Below are 16,383 nucleotides of genomic sequence, written 5' to 3' on the forward strand. Positions count from 1 at the left end.
GTTATTATATGGAAATTTTGATTTTCCCTTTAGTAACATGTCAGCATCTGAGGCTATGGTTCCAAAACAGCAAAGTTTGTTGCGTTCAACAACACTCGTTTCCGTAATGACGTTTATGTCACGCATTATGGGCTTTTTACGCGATATGGTGATTGCGCAAACGTTTGGCGCAGGGGCAGGGATGGATGCATTTTTTGTAGCCTTTCGAATCCCTAATTTTATGCGTCGACTATTTGCCGAAGGCGCATTTTCACAAGCATTTGTTCCTGTATTGGCTGAATATCAGAAAACGCGAACCATCGATGAGGTTCGGCAATTTCTGGCACGAATTGCTGGTAGCCTCAGCGCCGTTTTGACACTAGTAACGGTGATTGGTGTGGTTGCTGCACCTGTGATTGTGTTTGTATTTGCTCCTGGGTTTGGAGAAGATAGTACTCGTTCTGTACTAGCCAGTGAAATGCTGCAGTTAACGTTTCCTTATTTAATGCTCATTTCTTTAACGGCCATGGCCGGCGCAATCTTAAATACCTATGGCTATTTCGGGGTTCCCGCGTTTACCCCTGTATTGCTTAATATCTCCATGATTATCGCGGCGTTATACATTAGTCCTCATTTTGATCAACCGGTATTAGCGCTCGCTTGGGGGGTGCTCATTGCTGGAATTGCTCAGTTAGTATTTCAAATTCCATTTCTTTACCACCGCAAGTTATTAGTAAAACCACGTTTTATATTTAATGATCCTGGTGTGAGAAAAGTATTAACACTTATGGTGCCGGCTTTATTTGGGGTATCCATTGCTCAAATTAATTTGATGGTCGATACGATTTTTGCCTCGTTTCTGCAAGTGGGGAGCGTCTCTTGGTTATTTTATACCGATCGCTTAACTGATTTTCCTTTAGGGGTTTTCGGTGTTGCTATCGCTACGGTAATTTTACCCCATCTCTCAAGAAAACATGCGGAAAACAGCTCAAAACTTTATTCGAAAGCGCTGGATTGGGGACTGCGTGTGTTATTGCTTATTGGTATTCCGTCGGGGTTGGGACTGGCTTTTTTTGCAATCCCATTAATTGCGAGTTGTTTTGGGTACGGGCAATTTAGCTTAAACGATGTTTTACAGACGCAAAAAAGCTTATTTACGTTAGCTTTAGGCGTGCCAGCCTTTATGATGGTCAAAGTTCTGGCTTCGGGCTTTTATGCCAAGCAAAATATTAAAACCCCGGTTAAGGTTGGGGCGTTTGCTATGGTGGTTAATACTATTTTTTGCGCATTATTGATTGGCCCGTTAGCCCATGCCGGATTAACACTCGCTTCTACGATAGCTGGGTATATTAACTGTGGTATATTATTGTTTTTATTATTAAAACGCGATATTTATCAACCTTCTCCAGGTTGGTCAAAATTTTTAATTCAGTTGCTTATTGCCAATATCGTGATGACAGCTTACCTTTGGTGGGCTGTGGGTGATGTTGCTTACTGGATGACAAAACCTATTTTACACCGGTTAGGTTTATTATTAATGCAAGTGTTTATCGCGATGATTATTTATATAGTCTCCCTCGGTATTGTTGGGATGCGTCCAAGGCAGTTTCGCGGTCAGGTAAAGGAGTAAATTATGCAAGCAGAATCGTTTTACCAAACCACGAAGGAGCAGGCTGTTCCTCTTAGTTTAATGACGAAAGCTCAATTTAAAGAACGAATTTCAGATGTTCCTGAGCCTATAAAAAATGCGATGGACACTCAGCAGTTTAAAGGAAATTTAGGCAATGTTGCGGTGATCTTTGACGCAAAAGGTAAGATCGAGAAAGTGTTTATTGGCTCAGGGAATGGCGATGCGATTCAAGCTGTTGCTCAATCTGTTAATAGATTGCCTCAAGGAACCTATTATTTTGAAGATACACTTCCTGAGCAGGCTATGATGATGTGGGCTTTATCGCAATATCGTTTTGACCGTTATAAAAATAATTCAGAAACGCCAACACGCGTGTTAGCGCTGGATGAGCTGACTCTAAACGAAGTGATCAGGGAAGCTGAAGCGGTGTTTTATGTGCGTGATTTAATCAATACTCCAGCAAATGATCTAGGTCCTGTAGAGTTAGCAAAAGCCGTATCGAACTTAGCGAGCCGCTATAATGCTGAATTTGAGCAGTGGGTCGGGGATGAGTTGTTGAGTCATAATTTTCCGGCGATCCATGCCGTTGGACGTGCAGCAAAAGAAGCGCCAAGATTATTATCTCTAACTTGGGGCGACCCTAAGCATCCTTTGGTGGCCTTAATTGGAAAAGGGGTTTGTTTTGATTCAGGTGGACTTGATGTAAAGCCATCTACGGCCATGCGACTGATGAAAAAAGATATGGGCGGAGCCGCTCAGGCCATGGGACTGGCTCAATGGATTATGAGTAAATCATTACCCATTCGTTTACTGGTATTAATTCCAGCGGTTGAAAATGCGATTAGTGGCGATTCTTTTCGACCAGGGGATGTGCTTACCATGAGAAACGGCCTTACCGTAGAGGTTGATAACACCGATGCTGAGGGGCGATTAGTGTTAGCCGACGCGATGGTTAAAGCGTGCGAGCAAAAACCAGAATTGCTCATCGATTTTGCTACATTAACTGGAGCTGCGCGTGTGGCGGTTGGTACGGATATTTCGGCTATGTTTACGGAGGATGATGAGCTAGCGGCCAATATCACTCAAGCTTCAATGAGAGCAAACGATCCTGTATGGCGCCTTCCTATGTTTTCTGGCTATAAGAGCTTGCTGGATTCTTCTGTGGCTGATTTGGCCAATGCAAGTGCCTCACCTTATGCAGGGGCAATTACCGCAGCCCTGTTTTTAAACGAATTTGTCCCCGAAGAACTTTCTTGGGTCCATTTCGATATTATGGCTTGGAATGTCTCTAGTAAACCAGGAAAGCCAGAAGGCGGGGAAGCCATGGCAATGAAAGCAATGGCTTATTATTTAGCTGAGCGTTATGGGTGATGCTTACTGATCGTCAATGTTATGGGTATAGAGCTCACAACGGTTTGAGCGATAATGGCGATAATGTTCTCGGCTTATTTCTTTGGCTTCCTCATTAGCGGCAACAATTTCGATGATTCGTTTAAATCTTGCAGCAAAGGGCGGGATGCTGGTAGCAAGATTTAATAAAATATCGTTGAATCCGCGAGGTTCATCGCGATAACCAATTTGAATCGGAGGTGGTGGCTCAGGCCCTTCTCCTTGGAGGTTATGGGGAATAAAGCTATCGTCTTTAAACGTCCATAATAATTCATCAAGACATTCTGCGTCTTGTTGCGAATTACAAAACACAAACACTCGATGATTTCGAAGATAGGCTTTTTCAAGCAAACGGCAAGCCAGCAACCATTCTCCTTGGGGCTGGTTGTGTTCTAGAAGATAAAAATCAACGCGCTGCGACATGTCTTAACATCTGAATGAGTAAAGGAACGGGTCGACCAGTGGCATCACACTTTTTACCGCTAACCCAAGCGCTGCCAGCAATATCTAAATGCGCCCAGGAGTAATTTTTCGTAAAACGAGATAAAAAACAAGCTGCGGTTATGCTGCTGGCAGAACGGTCAAACGCTGAGTTAATCATATCTGCAACTTGACTATCCATCGCTGTTTGATAAGCCTCATCCAGGGGCAAACGCCAGGCTTTATCCAAGCTTTCACGTGCAGCGGACTCAATGAGTTTTGCCAATGCATCATCTGGTGTCATGAAACCGGTGTAAACGCTTCCTAGGGCAACGATCATAGCACCGGTTAGGGTCGCAATATCCAAGACCATCTCAGGCTTGTATTGCTCAGCATATGTAAGCGCATCCGCCATGACTAAACGACCTTCGGCATCGGTATTTAAGATTTCAATGGTTTGGCCTGATAGGCTGGTTATAACATCCCCTGGTTTAACAGCTGTGCCGCTTGGCATGTTTTCAGCACAGGCTAAAAGCCCAATTACGTTTACCGGTAATTCAAGTAGAGAACATGCTTTTAACGTGCCTAGTACGGATGCCGCGCCGGTCATATCGTACTTCATTTCTGTCATTGCCTCGGCTGGTTTTAATGAAAGCCCGCCTGAATCAAAGGTGACGCCTTTACCTACTAAGATAATAGGCGCTTTATCACCGCCGCCATGATAATGAACTTCGATTAATTTAGGCGGTTCAATACTACCTTGGGCAACTGCCAGCAAAGCGCCCATACCAAGCTCTTGCATCTCATGTTTTTCAATGATTTTTACACTTAATTGTTTCTGAGTACTCCCTAATTCCATCGCTTGATTGGCAAGATAGGTAGGGGTGCAGATGTTCGCTGGCGTATTGGCTAAAGTTTTACAAAATCGAATGCCTTCAGATAGCGCTTTGGCATCAATGACTGTTTTAGGAAGCGCTTCAGGACAATATACGTTTACTTCTTTGAGCGCATAGGGCTTTTTCCCTTTGCTCTTATAATCGAGCAATTGATAACACTCAGCATCAAAGTCTAGGATCATCCGTTCAAGTTGCTGGTTAGGATTTAAATCATGAATAGCAGGCAATGCCAATGTTGCTGATTTGAATCGATGTTTTAATAAGTGAGCAGCCAATTCTTTGGTGCGCTTTCGTAATGCCTCGGCGGTATAATCTTCTTGTTTACCGCAATGAATGATCAGTAAACTATGCCCATCAACATCCATTTGCCAAACATAATCACCTGCTTCTTTTAGACGTGTGCTCAGTCTTTCAACTAAGTTTTGATGATCTGAAGATAAATTTGCGATAAAATTGGAATATTTTTTATCATCCAATAGACCAAGAACCAAACATTCACTGGCGCTATGGCTTAAGTCAGTGATTAAATTGTAATTCATGTAAAATCCTCATCTGAGGTAAAAGGATTAGTTTACTTAGGTTAAGCCTAGTTTTCTACTAGGTAGATGCTTCAAACGTAATATGAGGGTAAATAGACGCGTGATTATTTTCCGATACCTGGCCAAAGAAGTATTTGTCACGCTGGCATCGCTAACCACGATCCTCTTGCTCATTTTTATGAGCAATCAATTTATGCGTTATTTAAGTCGAGCAGCTAGCGGCCAGATTCCTGCGGTATTCATCCTGAAGCTCATGATGTTGGAAATGCCAAATCTCATGGGGTTATTGTTGCCATTAGGGTTTTATGTGGCCTTATTAATTGCTTATGGCCGATTGTATGCAGAAAGTGAAATGACGGTGCTACAAGCATGTGGGTATGGCCCCAACCAATTGCTGAAGCATAGTTTTATTATGGCAGTGGTGGTTTCTGTAATTGTCTTAGTCATCATGCTTTGGGGGAGTCCTTTAATTGCGGTGGAGCGAGCAAAGCTATTAAGAACCTCAGGCATACAAACCTTAATTCAGACCATTGTTCCTGGGCGTTTTCGAGAAGTTCAAGCTGGGCGCCAAGTGTTTTATGTAGAAGAGATGAATCCCGCTCATACCATCGCAAAACATGTTTTTTTAGCGAAGCTTAATGAGAGTGACGGTAAAAACCAATGGGATGTTTTGTGGGCAGATAAAGCGTTTGTTAAATCTGATGATCAAACTGGGGAAAATTATATCGTTTTTAAGGATGGCAAAGCTTATCAGGGTGTACCGGGGCGAGCGGATTATCAGGTTGTAGAGTTTGAACGATACCAGACGCGATTGCCCCATCCTGTCGTTGCAGTAAAAAATGATATTCGAACGGCAGAAACCAAAGCCTTGTTGCCGATATTGAATTCCGATCCAAAAAAAGTCGCAGAACTTCAATGGCGCTTGTCTGTTCCAATCATGGTGCTCACGCTTACTTTAGTGGCAGTTCCCTTGAGTCGTGTGAATCCGCGAGCAGGAAAATTTGCAAAACTACTGCCAGCGCTGATGGTGTATATCATTTATGCCAACCTCATGTTTGTCGCGCGTGATTGGCTCATTGCCGGTAAAACGCCTCTATGGCTCGGCATTTGGTGGATACATATTCCGGTACTTATACTTGGAATTTATTTAATCTGGCGCAATCAGGTCAAATTATCATGACACCTAGATTATTAAACCGATACATTGCTAAAAACGTATTATCTGCGATTGCACTAGTGACCCTAATGCTGGCTGGCTTACAAATTTTTATTTTGTTTGTGAACCAACTAGATGATTTGGGTAAGGCCAATTATGGCATCATAGAGGCGGCTCAATTTGTTATGCTGCAAATGCCTTATCAAGTTTATTTGTTTTTTCCTATGGCCAGTCTTTTAGGAAGTTTGATTGGTCTAGGCATTATGGCGAATTACCATGAGCTAGTGGTGATGCGCGCGGCAGGCATGTCCATTTGGCAGGTTACGTTGGCAGTATTGAAGGCCGCGTTTTTAGTGATTTTTCTGGTGACCGCAATTGGTGAAACGATTGTGCCTCGGCTTGCGGCGATGGCTAATGATCAAAAACTGCAAGCGATGAGTGAAGGTCAAGCCCTTCGGACCGCCAAAGGAATGTGGTTAAGAAATCAAAATGATTTTATAACCATTGGGACCGTACTATCTGAATATGAATTAAAACGGGTGTTTCAATTTCATTTTGATGAGACACATCGTTTGCGATATACCCGAAAAATCGATTCATTAAACTTCAAGCAAGGCATTTGGACGGCCCATAATGTTCATGAATCCACGATCAACCCAGATCATACCAAAGCGACTCACTATGACACCCTGACTTGGGATGTTCCCTTAAAACCAAACATTTTAAAAATTGGCGGCGATGAGCCTGATGAGATGACCCTTCCCGAACTCCAACGTTATCTGCGGGTTCAAAAGAAAAACCACCAGTCGGCTGTGAATTATCAGCTGGCCTATTGGCAAAGACTGTTGCAACCATTAACCACTGTTATCATGATGATATTGGCCATTCCCTTTATTTTTGGTCCTTTACGATCGTCTACTATGGGGTCAAAATTGTTAGCAGGAGCAACCATGGGGTTTGGTTTTCATATGATTAACCGTATTTTTGGTCCTATTAGTCAAGTATTTCAGCTACCAGTCATTATCGCGGCATTTGGCCCGCTTTTATTGTTTTCCCTACTTGGACTCTATTTAATGAAACGAGTGAAGTAAATGAAATTTATCCGACCCTTTTTAGAAGCAATCATTAATCCTTTTTTTCTCACGGTTATTTTATTTCTAGGGTGCCTCATTGTTTTGACTAGGAGAGGAAATTCTCGAGCGGTTAAAGTAGGGTTTTTAATGGTGTTTATCTGTCTACTGACTTTTAGCACCGCCTTTTTGCCTCGCTATTTAACGAAACAGCTTGAAGGGCAGTACACACCCATTTTGGAACCAAATCCATCCATTCAGCGGATTGTTGTGCTTGGGGGTGGTCAATATCAATATGCAAACTCGCCTTCAAATAATTTACTAACCAGTGCAAGTACCCGGCGGCTAATGGAAGGGGTTAGACTATATCGTCTGCTTCCTGGCTCCAAATTAATTCTTTCAGGTGGAAATTTCAATGGCGAGCCTTCTGAAGCAAGCCGAATGTTTGATTTAACCCAGTGGTTTGAAATCCCTTCAAAAGACATTGTATTAGAAACAGCTTCAATTAATACAGCGGACCAAGCCCGTGAGTTAAAACAGTTATTAAAAGGCCAGTCTTTTTATTTAGTCACTTCAGCGATTCATATGCCTCGTTCCATGGCCTTGTTTCAAAAACAAGGCTTGACTCCAATCGCTGCTCCAACTGATTTCACCTTTTATTGGTCTGATGAGCGATGGGAAAAATTGTTTTTCCCAAATCCTAAAAACTTCGCCTATTTAAACATTGCGTGGCATGAAATTTTAGGAAGGATTTGGGCTAATTTAACGGGAATCATTTAGTTTGTTCTTGCGATTCTGAAAGCCATTCGCTCAAAACACTGATTATTTTACGCGCTTGCTCTTCACTGGAAATATTAAATTTAGATTTTTGCCAATATTGATTGTTTCGTTTTTGATAGCGGCGTATTGAATACTTTACAGGGCCATAGGCTTGTTTAGAATGTTCCCATTCTTGATAGCGATATAAAATGGTAGTCCAAGCACCTTTGGAAAGAATACACTTATCCAATTCTTTGATTGTTTCAATACCGTTTTCGCTATAAGCGATGGTTAAATCGTCAATTGTTTCACTCATAAAAAGAATCCTAAATTATAAAAATAAAACACACTCATTATGTCAGGGCCTTCTTCGCATAAAAAAGATTGTCGTCTTTGCGAACGAAGTGAATAATCCAGTACAGGATTTTAACAACGTTTCCATCTGGATTGCTTCGCTAACGCTCGCAAAGACCAGTTATTTTCTTATTGAGTCAAGAACAAACTGTTCATGCGTAGGCCCGGTTATGCGTTCAAATCTTGATTGATACGTATCTTGATCATTGGCTAATGGATTCTAATTTGCCATTTATGATTGTCAAGCTAAAAGGTTGTTGAAATTTATCGTTTTGATAAACCCAAACCTCTGGTTTTTGATTGGTGGGTACAGGTTGGTTGATGTAAGTGTTATTAACCGTAGAAGGTGATCCGCAGGCTTGATAAACTTTGCTTTGATCATCTCCAATTGCAATGTTACCTCCTGAACACATGGATATAGCATTAGAGCTAGAGCCATTGAACTGTATTCCAATGACTTTATTGTTCATGATATTAACTTCTAAATTTACACCGCTAGGTCCTTGCGGCAAAGACCATTGATCATATACGTTCGAGACTCCACCCCAGGATTCAAATCCAGAATTTAACGAATTATAAATGAGTTGGGTCACAGCGACGCGCTTAGTAACTCGGTCACCAACTTGCCTATTCAGCGGTGGGCCACAAGCCGCAAGGACTTGGTCAGTAGTCATTCCTACTTTGACATAAGCAGAATTTTCAGGGCAATAAATCGAATCCTGTGCGAATATGGCCATAGGTAGCAGTGATGCGGCCAAAAACAATAGAAAGTTTCGCGTCATGAATTGCACCTAATAAAGAACTTATCCTTATTATAGCCAGAACCCAAAAAATTTGCTGTTTTTAGCGATTCACTCTATCTCTTAGGCGGATAGGATGTCAAATAAGCTGTCAACCACATATTTCCACGATTCCTTATTACTCTTGTATAAATCCTTTCAGCTGATGATACCATAGAGAAGCATAAACGCTATTCTTATTCTGAAGAAGAGAGTGATGAGTACCGTCTTCTATGATCTCTCCGTCCTTTATGATAATCAAGTAGTTAATATAGCGAAACAAATAAAACCTTCCGTACGAGGCGAATTAGAAATTTCAAGTATTAATCAAATTTATCTTGAAAAAAAACAGTTGCATGTTGAACGATTAGGCCGAGATTTACTTGGTTAGACGTAGGAACCTATAAAAACTTATTAAAGGCTGGAATGTTTGTTCAAACTGTCGAGCAAAAACAAGGATTAAAAATTGCTTGTCTTGAAGAAATAGCTTTCTCTAAAGATTGGATCTCTATCGAACAATTAAAAAATATCAATAAATTTTTCAGAAACTCAACTTATGGTAGTTATTTAAAACAATTAGTAAAGAAAGAGTGTGGCGTTCCGTGAGCGGTCTGTAAATCATCTTCTTTTAGGTTAAATTAGCTACCTCTTAAACCTAATATACCCGTAATCTTTCAAAATGCGTGATTTATGCTTTTTCTTTTTCGCCCTGCCGCATTTTAAAAAACTCGCAAGGGAATGAGCCATTACTCGCTTTTTAAAATGCGGCAGGACAAAAAATAAAGGCGCCTAAAAACACGCATTTTGAAAGATTACGGGTATAAACGAGTCACGCACTTTATATCAATGAGCCACAAGGTCTCTCAAGGTGAGTTGCTTAAAGCAAAGCTACAGGAAGCAGGCCGCCAATAAAAAGGGTAATGACCTTTAAAACCACGATCACTAAAATGGGTGAAAAATCAAAACCAGAAATATCTGGAATAACCCGTCTACCTAAGCGAAGCAAAGGTTCGGTCAGAAGGTATAAGATCTCAGCGGCTGGGTTATGCCAAGTTGGATTAACCCAACTCATGACGGCGCGAATAATAACGGCGTAAAACAATAAATTGCAAGGTTGGATAATTAAATCAGCCAGAACATATAAAATAAAGTATTCAATGGGCATAAAGACGCCAAAGAACATAAGACTAGCTAAGGAAATCTTAATGATTTCGACGACCAGTAACACAATCATCGTTCCCCAATCATAGCGGCTGCGTCGGCTTTTATTAAAACTAAACAAGCGGTTTATCGGGTTAACAACGGGATTGGTTAATTTATGAATGACCTGGCTAACTGGATGAAGCACACTCACTCTTAAGTACTGTAAAGCGATTCTTAACCATAAAATAAATAAGACAAGACTAAAAAATAAGGAAAATAAAAAATAACCAGCCGATAACAAGCCACCCATGTTGTGATCTCCAAGAAACTAAGTTGTTTGAATTGTGATATCACTCCTTGTGAACGTTAGGAATGCTCTCCCAATTCTTTTGCGCGATTGTAAGCGGCATTCATTGCCATGAAAATAAGCTCACCGAACTCCTGTTGTTTAAATACTTCCAAAGCTGCAGCAGTTGTCCCTCCTGGTGAAGTGACCTGCGTTCTTAATTCAGATAATTCATGCGTTTCTCCAAGCGCCAACTCTAATGCCCCTGCTACCGTTTGCAATGCAAAGGTTTTGGCGGTTGATTGCTTAAGTCCTAGCAGTTTAGCGGCATTAATCATTTCTTCCATAAATAAAAACACATACGCCGGGCCGCTACCAGAAAGGGCGTTAAACGCATCCATCTCAAGTTCGTTTTGAACCCAAGTTGTAATTCCGGTCGCGTCAAAAATAAATTCTGCCTGGTGTTTCTGAGTCAGCGTAACTTGTGAGTTTGCCGCTAAAGGCGTTGCACCTTTGCCAACGGATGAGCCTATATTAGGCATTGCGCGTACTATCGCAAGCGATGGATTGAACGATTCAAACCAAGAGAGGCTAATGCCGGCAGCAATGCTGATTACAAGCGCACTGGGCGGAATAGATGTGTTGATCTCCTGCATGACCTTTTCCATCATCACAGGCTTTACAGCCAGAATGATTACATCCGATTTAGGTAGAAAGGCTAAGTTATCGGAATGGGTTTTTATACCCTCAGCGGTTGTTCCAACGGGTAATGACGGAGCAGAAGCAAAGAGGGATAAAGTCTGTTCTTTCAACAGGCCAAGCGCAATGGCTTTTGCCATATTCCCGAATCCTACAAAAGTAATATTCATTGGCGTTTTCCAAAAATGGCTTGTCCAATTCGAACAATAGTGCTGCCTGCACGAATGGCTGCTCGAAAATCAGTACTCATTCCCATAGACAGCGTATCCATATTCATTTCAAATTCTTGATTCAGGGACTGTAACAAATGATGAAGACAAAGAAAACGTTCATATTGCTGGAGTTCATTATTTTCGCGTTTGGGAATAATCATTAACCCTCTTAAATTCAGGTGGGGTAGACGTAAAATATTGGCAACTAGCGCTGGGGCTTCAGCCGGACTTAGGCCAGCCTTTGTGTTTTCTTTATCCAAATTGATTTGAATGCAAACATTAAGAGGGGTGAGATGAGGTGCTCGAGCCTTATTCAAGGCTTCAGCCACAGAGAGTCGACAAACGCTATGCACCCAATCAAAGTGTTCAGCAATGCTGTGTGCTTTATTGCTTTGAATCTGGCCGATAAAGTGCCATTGAATATTGAACGAGGCTAACGCCTGGATTTTAGGAAGCGCTTCCTGTAAATAGTTTTCACCAAAATCTCGGATGCCAGCATCATAAGCACTTTTGATCGCATCAATCGATTGGTTTTTGCTGACCGCTAACAGTTGAATGGTGTCAGGAGAGCGATCATAAGCTTCTGCTGCTTTGCTAATAGCCTGGTAAACCTCTTCTATGCTAAGCGCAATGGACATACTAAGCACCTAATGTATGTTCAAGTCCATAAAGAATTGCAGACAGGGCAATAAGTCCAACGAATGCCGTAAATGCATTGGCTAAAGGCTTACGATATTGCTTCATACTTGGTACGGTTTTGATGGCATACATAGGCATGATAAACAAAAATATTGCGATGATAGGCCCGCCTAATGTTTCGATGAGCGTCAGTATATTGGGATTAATCGTCGCAATGATCCAGCATGTTAAAATGATAAATAAATCGATGCCAATATCAAGTGTGCGAGTAGATAGGGTTTTATTGCGTTTTTTTAATGATTTGTTGATCATACCGGCTAATCCCTCACTGGCGCCAAGATAATGACCCAGATATGACTTGGCGATTGCTAGAAAAGCGATGATTGGTGCGATATAAGCAATCAATGGGGTATGAAAATGATTCGCCAAATAAGACAAAATCGAAATATTTTGCTGCTTTGCTTCAGCAAGATTTTCTGGAGATAAGCTTAAAACACAACTAAATACAAAAAACATCACCGTTGCGATCATTAATAAATGCGTAGCTTTTAAAATTCCAGAACTTTTTTCTGCAGCATTCTCGCCATATCTTTTTTTCTGGCTTACAGCAAATGAAGAAATAATTGGCGAATGATTAAATGAAAAAATAACGACGGGGATTAATAGCCATAACGACATCAATAAGGATTTAATGCTGTTGTGGCCTACAGGTTGATAATGAAAAATAGCACCGTTCCAGTGTGGAACTAGGTACAGTGACAACATCACAAGAATCATGATGAATGGGTACACTAAAAAGCTCATCGCTTTGATCACCATATGTTGTCCCATTCGGATAATCAACATTAATCCGATGATTAGCAATAATGAGATCAATGCTCGTGGGGGTGTCGGAAGATGCATCTGATTTGCAATGAAGCTTTGCGTGGTATTGGTTAGTGCCACGCTATACATCAATAAAATAGGAAAAATCGAGAAAAAATAAAGATAGGTCAGAAGCTTGCCCGCCTTTTCACCAAAATGTTGATCCACCACATCGGTAATATCAGTCTGCTCACCGGAACCAGATAATACAAAGCGACATAATGCTTGGTGAGAAAAATAAGTCATGGGGAAAGCTAATAGGGTCATGATAATTAACGGGAGTATGCCATTCAACCCCGCGTCAATGGGAAGAAATAACGTTCCTGCGCCAATTGCTGTTCCATAAAGACTGAGCATCCAGGTGGTGTTATGTTTGCGATTTAAGTCTATTGTATTAACGGTTAAGGGTATAGCGATAGAAGCATCCGAGGACATAACATAAACCCCATTTTTATTTAAATTAAGCAATTTTGACCTACAAAGATAGAATAAATTGCTACTATAATTACAATTAATTCATTATTTTAACACAGTGACTTCAATAAAGTCACTTTTTGTGATCGGGAGACCTATAATATAAGCATATTTTTTTTAGCGTGGCCAGCGATTTGCAATAAAAAAATGCGCGTAGTAAATTAAGCCCTGCGCCATGATTTTTACCTCCACTTACGTAAAAATATTTACTCATTCTTGAAATAGCTCTGTCACAAAAATCAAGTCGCGAACAATACCAGTATCTTCAGTTTGAATGGATATCTATACCCGTGATCTTCCAAAATGCATGTTTTATACTTTTTCTTTTTCGCCCTACTGCATTTTAAAAAACTCGCAAGGGAATGAGCCATTACTTACTTTTTAAAATGCAGCAGAACTAAAAATAAAGGCGCCTAAAACCACGCATTTTGAATGATCATGGGTAGAGATGATCTGAACAAGTCAGTTAGAGTGTTCAGGATCAACACCTGCATCATGACGCCCCGAGTTGCTGATGATTAATTCTTGAGCTAATCTTTGAATTATTATGTTTAACAATTTAAAGGTACTGAATGGATATTACTGAATTATTAGGCTTTGCAGTAAAAAATAATTCTTCCGATTTACATTTATCAGCGGGAATGCCTCCTATGATTCGCGTTGATGGTGATTTACGCAAAATCAACGTTCCCTCCATGGAACATAAAGACGTCATTAAAATCATTTATGACATCATGAATGATAAGCAACGTAAAGATTATGAAGAAAAACTTGAGACAGATTTCTCGTTTGAAATTACTAATCTTTCTCGATTTAGGGTTAATGCGTTTAATCAAGCGCGTGGGGCCGCCGCGGTATTTCGTACTATTCCTTCAAAAATTCTTGGCTTAGATGATTTAAAATTACCTGGCGTTTTTACGGATATGGCCAGTTATCCAAAAGGGTTAGTATTAGTGACAGGACCTACTGGTTCTGGTAAGAGTACGACGCTTGCGGCGATGATCGATTATATCAACAGCACCCGCTATGATCATATTCTTACCGTTGAAGATCCTATTGAATTTGTGCATAACAGCAATAAATCGTTAGTGAACCAACGTGAAGTTCATAAAGATACTTTTAGCTTTAGTGCCGCCCTTCGTTCGGCATTAAGGGAAGATCCTGATGTGATTTTGGTCGGAGAGTTGCGAGATTTGGAAACCATTCGACTGGCGATGACCGCCGCTGAAACTGGACATCTTGTGTTTGGTACGTTACATACGAACTCAGCGACCAAAACCATAAACCGGATTATTGATGTCTTTCCAGGCGAAGAAAAATCCATGGTTCGATCCATGTTATCTGAATCATTACAAGCGGTTGTGGCTCAAACCTTATTAAAGAAAGTGGGTGGGGGTCGTGTCGCGGCTTTAGAAATCATGATTTGCAATTCAGCCATTAGAAACTTAATTCGTGAAGATAAAATCGCGCAAATGTACTCATCGATTCAAACCGGACAAGCACAAGGAATGCTGACTTTAGATCAGCACCTTTCCAAGTTAGTTTCTGATAACTTAATCTCTAGAGATACGGCACGCGCTGTTGCAATGAATAAAACGATGTTTTAAAACAACGATTCGCTGCAATCCGAGAATGTACTGTTTAACTTTGTCACAGAATAAATGGAGAGCAACGGGTGGAACCTATATACCCGTAATCTTTCAAAATGCGTGATTTATGCTTTTTCTTTTTCGCCCTGCCGCATTTTAAAAAACTCGCAAGGGAATGAGCCATTACTCGCTTTTTAAAATGCGGCAGGACAAAAAATAAAGGCGCCTAAAAACACGCATTTTGAAAGATTACGGGTATATTCCTTGTATCAACGTGCTGTGCTTTAAGCACCGCATCCATGCTTACACTCAAGCTCTATTGGGATGCAGCGCTCAAAGCTTCGAATAGGTTAACTCTATATTTTTCTGTAGATCAAGCTGTCTTCTGATGGTCAAAGAGCTGATGAATACCCGTTTCTGCCAAAGCCAACATTTCATTGAGTTGTTCACGTGTAAACGCGCCATCTTCTGCGGTTCCTTGTACTTCTATGTATTGGTTTTTATCATTCATGACCACGTTCATGTCGGTTTCAGCCAACACATCTTCAGCATAATCCAAATCCAATACTGCTTGTCCTCGGTAAACCCCAACTGAAACCGCAGCAACATAATGAAACTCAGGTCTTTTTCGTAATTTTTCGCGTGACAACATCCAATCTAAGGCATCTTTTAAAGCGACGCAAGCGCCCGTTATAGCTGCGGTTCGAGTTCCTCCATCCGCTTGAATCACATCGCAATCCAACGTGATGGTGTGTTCGCCTAACGTTTTTAAATCCACACAGGTGCGTAAAGAACGGCCTATCAAGCGTTGTATTTCTAAGGTTCGTCCGCCTTGTTTACCCTTAGCAGCTTCACGCTCTGTTCGGCTATGAGTCGCACGAGGCAGCATTCCATATTCTGCCGTCACCCACCCCTGATTTTTTCCTTTTAAAAATCTCGGAACACCGTCGGTCACGGATGCGGTACAAAGTACCCTCGTATTACCAAATTCAACTAAAACCGACCCCTCGGCATGATGAGTAAAATTGCGAGTAATTTTTATGCCTCTTAATTGATTAACTTCACGATTGCTAGGACGCATCTTGGTTCCTTAAAAAAATGAGTAAGTATATACTCAAGATACTTCAAAATGCGACTTTTTTGTCATCCTGACGGCTCACAAATGGCATACATAACGTATTATTTATTCCAGATATAATTTAGTCCTGCATCTCTGTACATGACAAAAAAACCTGTCATGCCCGCGCAGGCGGGCAACCATTTCTGGTTTGGCACTGAAGTAAATTAAGATAACTCGCTGCCATAGAATGAAAATCATATAATCTCGATCGTCAACAGGGGGTTATATACCCGTAATCTTTCAAAATGCGTGATTTATGCTTTTTCTTTTTCGCCCTGCCGCATTTTTAAAAAACTCGCAAGGGAATGAGCCATTACTCGCTTTTTAAAATGCGGCAGGACAAAAAATAAAGGCGCCTAAAAACACGCATTTTGAAAGATTACGGG

17 protein-coding genes are annotated in these 16,383 nt (G+C 41.0%); 8 read left to right on the forward strand and 9 right to left on the reverse strand.

Going from position 1 to position 16,383, the window contains the following annotated elements:
* The first annotated feature begins 37 nt into the window (after nt 1–37).
* Both murJ and E1O47_RS04195 read left to right on the forward strand, forming a co-directional pair.
* Nucleotides 38–1,609: a murein biosynthesis integral membrane protein MurJ gene (murJ, locus tag E1O47_RS04190; RefSeq protein WP_133130016.1), complete on the forward strand. Its 1,572-nt coding sequence runs from the start codon at nt 38–40 to the stop codon at nt 1,607–1,609.
* A gap of 3 nt (nt 1,610–1,612) precedes the next feature.
* Nucleotides 1,613–2,980 carry a leucyl aminopeptidase family protein gene (locus E1O47_RS04195; protein WP_133130017.1) on the forward strand — a complete coding sequence of 456 codons (1,368 nt, stop codon included), beginning with the start codon at nt 1,613–1,615 and terminating at the stop codon, nt 2,978–2,980.
* Between the two features lie 3 nt (nt 2,981–2,983).
* Here the strand turns inward: E1O47_RS04195 and E1O47_RS04200 are convergent, their stop codons facing one another.
* The gene (locus E1O47_RS04200; protein ID WP_133130018.1) at nt 2,984–3,421 is read right to left on the reverse strand and encodes a DNA polymerase III subunit chi; all 438 of its coding nucleotides are present in this window, start codon (nt 3,419–3,421) and stop codon (nt 2,984–2,986) included.
* Entirely contained in the window at nt 3,405–4,853 is a 1,449-nt protein-coding gene (locus E1O47_RS04205) for a leucyl aminopeptidase (RefSeq protein WP_133130019.1), read from the reverse strand. Before E1O47_RS04205 ends, E1O47_RS04200 begins: the two co-directional genes overlap by 17 nt.
* A gap of 100 nt (nt 4,854–4,953) precedes the next feature.
* Between E1O47_RS04205 and lptF the strand changes: the two genes are divergently transcribed.
* The 3 genes from lptF to E1O47_RS04220 are packed head-to-tail and all read left to right on the forward strand — an operon-like array spanning nt 4,954 to nt 7,859.
* Nucleotides 4,954–6,033, forward strand: a complete 1,080-nt coding sequence (gene lptF / locus E1O47_RS04210; protein WP_133130020.1) for an LPS export ABC transporter permease LptF — start codon at nt 4,954–4,956, stop codon at nt 6,031–6,033.
* On the forward strand, nt 6,030–7,100 hold the full coding sequence (gene lptG / locus E1O47_RS04215; protein ID WP_133130021.1) for an LPS export ABC transporter permease LptG: 1,071 nt from the start codon (nt 6,030–6,032) through the stop codon (nt 7,098–7,100). The genes lptF and lptG overlap by 4 nt, the downstream gene beginning before the upstream one ends.
* Entirely contained in the window at nt 7,101–7,859 is a 759-nt protein-coding gene (locus E1O47_RS04220) for a YdcF family protein (protein WP_133130022.1), read from the forward strand.
* On the opposite strand, the gene E1O47_RS04225 is transcribed toward E1O47_RS04220, so the two are convergent.
* Together E1O47_RS04225 and E1O47_RS04230 are read right to left on the reverse strand one after the other, a co-directional pair.
* On the reverse strand, nt 7,852–8,154 hold the full coding sequence (locus E1O47_RS04225) for a hypothetical protein (RefSeq protein ID WP_133130023.1): 303 nt from the start codon (nt 8,152–8,154) through the stop codon (nt 7,852–7,854). The two genes, E1O47_RS04220 and E1O47_RS04225, sit on opposite strands and share 8 nt — an antisense overlap.
* A gap of 241 nt (nt 8,155–8,395) precedes the next feature.
* Entirely contained in the window at nt 8,396–8,974 is a 579-nt protein-coding gene (locus E1O47_RS04230) for a DUF2845 domain-containing protein (RefSeq protein ID WP_133130024.1), read from the reverse strand.
* 214 nt (nt 8,975–9,188) lie between these two features.
* On the opposite strand from E1O47_RS04230, the gene E1O47_RS12615 reads away from it, so the two are divergent.
* Nucleotides 9,189–9,362, forward strand: coding sequence for a hypothetical protein (locus E1O47_RS12615; RefSeq protein ID WP_207384288.1), 174 nt, complete (start codon nt 9,189–9,191; stop codon nt 9,360–9,362).
* 35 nt (nt 9,363–9,397) lie between these two features.
* Entirely contained in the window at nt 9,398–9,577 is a 180-nt protein-coding gene (locus E1O47_RS12620) for a hypothetical protein (RefSeq protein ID WP_207384289.1), read from the forward strand.
* Between the two features lie 271 nt (nt 9,578–9,848).
* Here the strand turns inward: E1O47_RS12620 and E1O47_RS04240 are convergent, their stop codons facing one another.
* Genes E1O47_RS04240 through E1O47_RS04255 form a run of 4 tightly spaced genes read right to left on the reverse strand, consistent with a single transcriptional unit; the run spans nt 9,849 to nt 13,249 of the window.
* A complete protein-coding gene (locus tag E1O47_RS04240; RefSeq protein WP_133130025.1) occupies nt 9,849–10,424 on the reverse strand; it encodes a YggT family protein in 576 nt (191 codons plus the stop codon).
* Nucleotides 10,425–10,480: 56 nt separating this feature from the next.
* On the reverse strand, nt 10,481–11,269 hold the full coding sequence (gene proC, locus E1O47_RS04245; protein WP_133130026.1) for a pyrroline-5-carboxylate reductase: 789 nt from the start codon (nt 11,267–11,269) through the stop codon (nt 10,481–10,483).
* Nucleotides 11,266–11,949, reverse strand: a complete 684-nt coding sequence (locus E1O47_RS04250; RefSeq protein ID WP_133130027.1) for a YggS family pyridoxal phosphate-dependent enzyme — start codon at nt 11,947–11,949, stop codon at nt 11,266–11,268. Before E1O47_RS04250 ends, proC begins: the two co-directional genes overlap by 4 nt.
* Before the next feature lies 1 nt (nt 11,950).
* Complete coding sequence (locus E1O47_RS04255) at nt 11,951–13,249, reverse strand: amino acid permease (RefSeq protein ID WP_133130028.1); 1,299 nt, start codon at nt 13,247–13,249, stop codon at nt 11,951–11,953.
* Between the two features lie 611 nt (nt 13,250–13,860).
* Here E1O47_RS04255 and E1O47_RS04260 point away from each other — a divergent pair.
* Nucleotides 13,861–14,895 carry a type IV pilus twitching motility protein PilT gene (locus tag E1O47_RS04260; protein WP_133130029.1) on the forward strand — a complete coding sequence of 345 codons (1,035 nt, stop codon included), beginning with the start codon at nt 13,861–13,863 and terminating at the stop codon, nt 14,893–14,895.
* A gap of 355 nt (nt 14,896–15,250) precedes the next feature.
* On the opposite strand, the gene rph is transcribed toward E1O47_RS04260, so the two are convergent.
* Nucleotides 15,251–15,958, reverse strand: coding sequence for a ribonuclease PH (rph, locus tag E1O47_RS04265; protein ID WP_133130030.1), 708 nt, complete (start codon nt 15,956–15,958; stop codon nt 15,251–15,253).
* Nucleotides 15,959–16,383 lie beyond the last annotated feature (425 nt).

Origin of the sequence: Legionella yabuuchiae (assembly GCF_900640115.1) — a bacterium.
GTDB classification, from domain to species: domain Bacteria; phylum Pseudomonadota; class Gammaproteobacteria; order Legionellales; family Legionellaceae; genus Legionella_A; species Legionella_A yabuuchiae.

What these genes read in the sequence shown, in the direction of transcription:
- murJ (WP_133130016.1), top strand. Translation starts at nt 38, where the DNA reads ATGTCAGCATCTGAGGCTATGGTTCCAAAACAGCAAAGTTTGTTGCGT.
- E1O47_RS04195 (WP_133130017.1), top strand. Translation starts at nt 1,613, where the DNA reads ATGCAAGCAGAATCGTTTTACCAAACCACGAAGGAGCAGGCTGTTCCT.
- E1O47_RS04200 (WP_133130018.1), bottom strand. Translation starts at nt 3,421, where the DNA reads ATGTCGCAGCGCGTTGATTTTTATCTTCTAGAACACAACCAGCCCCAA.
- E1O47_RS04205 (WP_133130019.1), bottom strand. Translation starts at nt 4,853, where the DNA reads ATGAATTACAATTTAATCACTGACTTAAGCCATAGCGCCAGTGAATGT.
- lptG (WP_133130021.1), top strand. Translation starts at nt 6,030, where the DNA reads ATGACACCTAGATTATTAAACCGATACATTGCTAAAAACGTATTATCT.
- E1O47_RS04220 (WP_133130022.1), top strand. Translation starts at nt 7,101, where the DNA reads ATGAAATTTATCCGACCCTTTTTAGAAGCAATCATTAATCCTTTTTTT.
- E1O47_RS04225 (WP_133130023.1), bottom strand. Translation starts at nt 8,154, where the DNA reads ATGAGTGAAACAATTGACGATTTAACCATCGCTTATAGCGAAAACGGT.
- E1O47_RS04230 (WP_133130024.1), bottom strand. Translation starts at nt 8,974, where the DNA reads ATGACGCGAAACTTTCTATTGTTTTTGGCCGCATCACTGCTACCTATG.
- E1O47_RS12615 (WP_207384288.1), top strand. Translation starts at nt 9,189, where the DNA reads ATGAGTACCGTCTTCTATGATCTCTCCGTCCTTTATGATAATCAAGTA.
- E1O47_RS12620 (WP_207384289.1), top strand. Translation starts at nt 9,398, where the DNA reads ATGTTTGTTCAAACTGTCGAGCAAAAACAAGGATTAAAAATTGCTTGT.
- E1O47_RS04240 (WP_133130025.1), bottom strand. Translation starts at nt 10,424, where the DNA reads ATGGGTGGCTTGTTATCGGCTGGTTATTTTTTATTTTCCTTATTTTTT.
- proC (WP_133130026.1), bottom strand. Translation starts at nt 11,269, where the DNA reads ATGAATATTACTTTTGTAGGATTCGGGAATATGGCAAAAGCCATTGCG.
- E1O47_RS04250 (WP_133130027.1), bottom strand. Translation starts at nt 11,949, where the DNA reads ATGTCCATTGCGCTTAGCATAGAAGAGGTTTACCAGGCTATTAGCAAA.
- E1O47_RS04255 (WP_133130028.1), bottom strand. Translation starts at nt 13,249, where the DNA reads ATGTCCTCGGATGCTTCTATCGCTATACCCTTAACCGTTAATACAATA.
- E1O47_RS04260 (WP_133130029.1), top strand. Translation starts at nt 13,861, where the DNA reads ATGGATATTACTGAATTATTAGGCTTTGCAGTAAAAAATAATTCTTCC.
- rph (WP_133130030.1), bottom strand. Translation starts at nt 15,958, where the DNA reads ATGCGTCCTAGCAATCGTGAAGTTAATCAATTAAGAGGCATAAAAATT.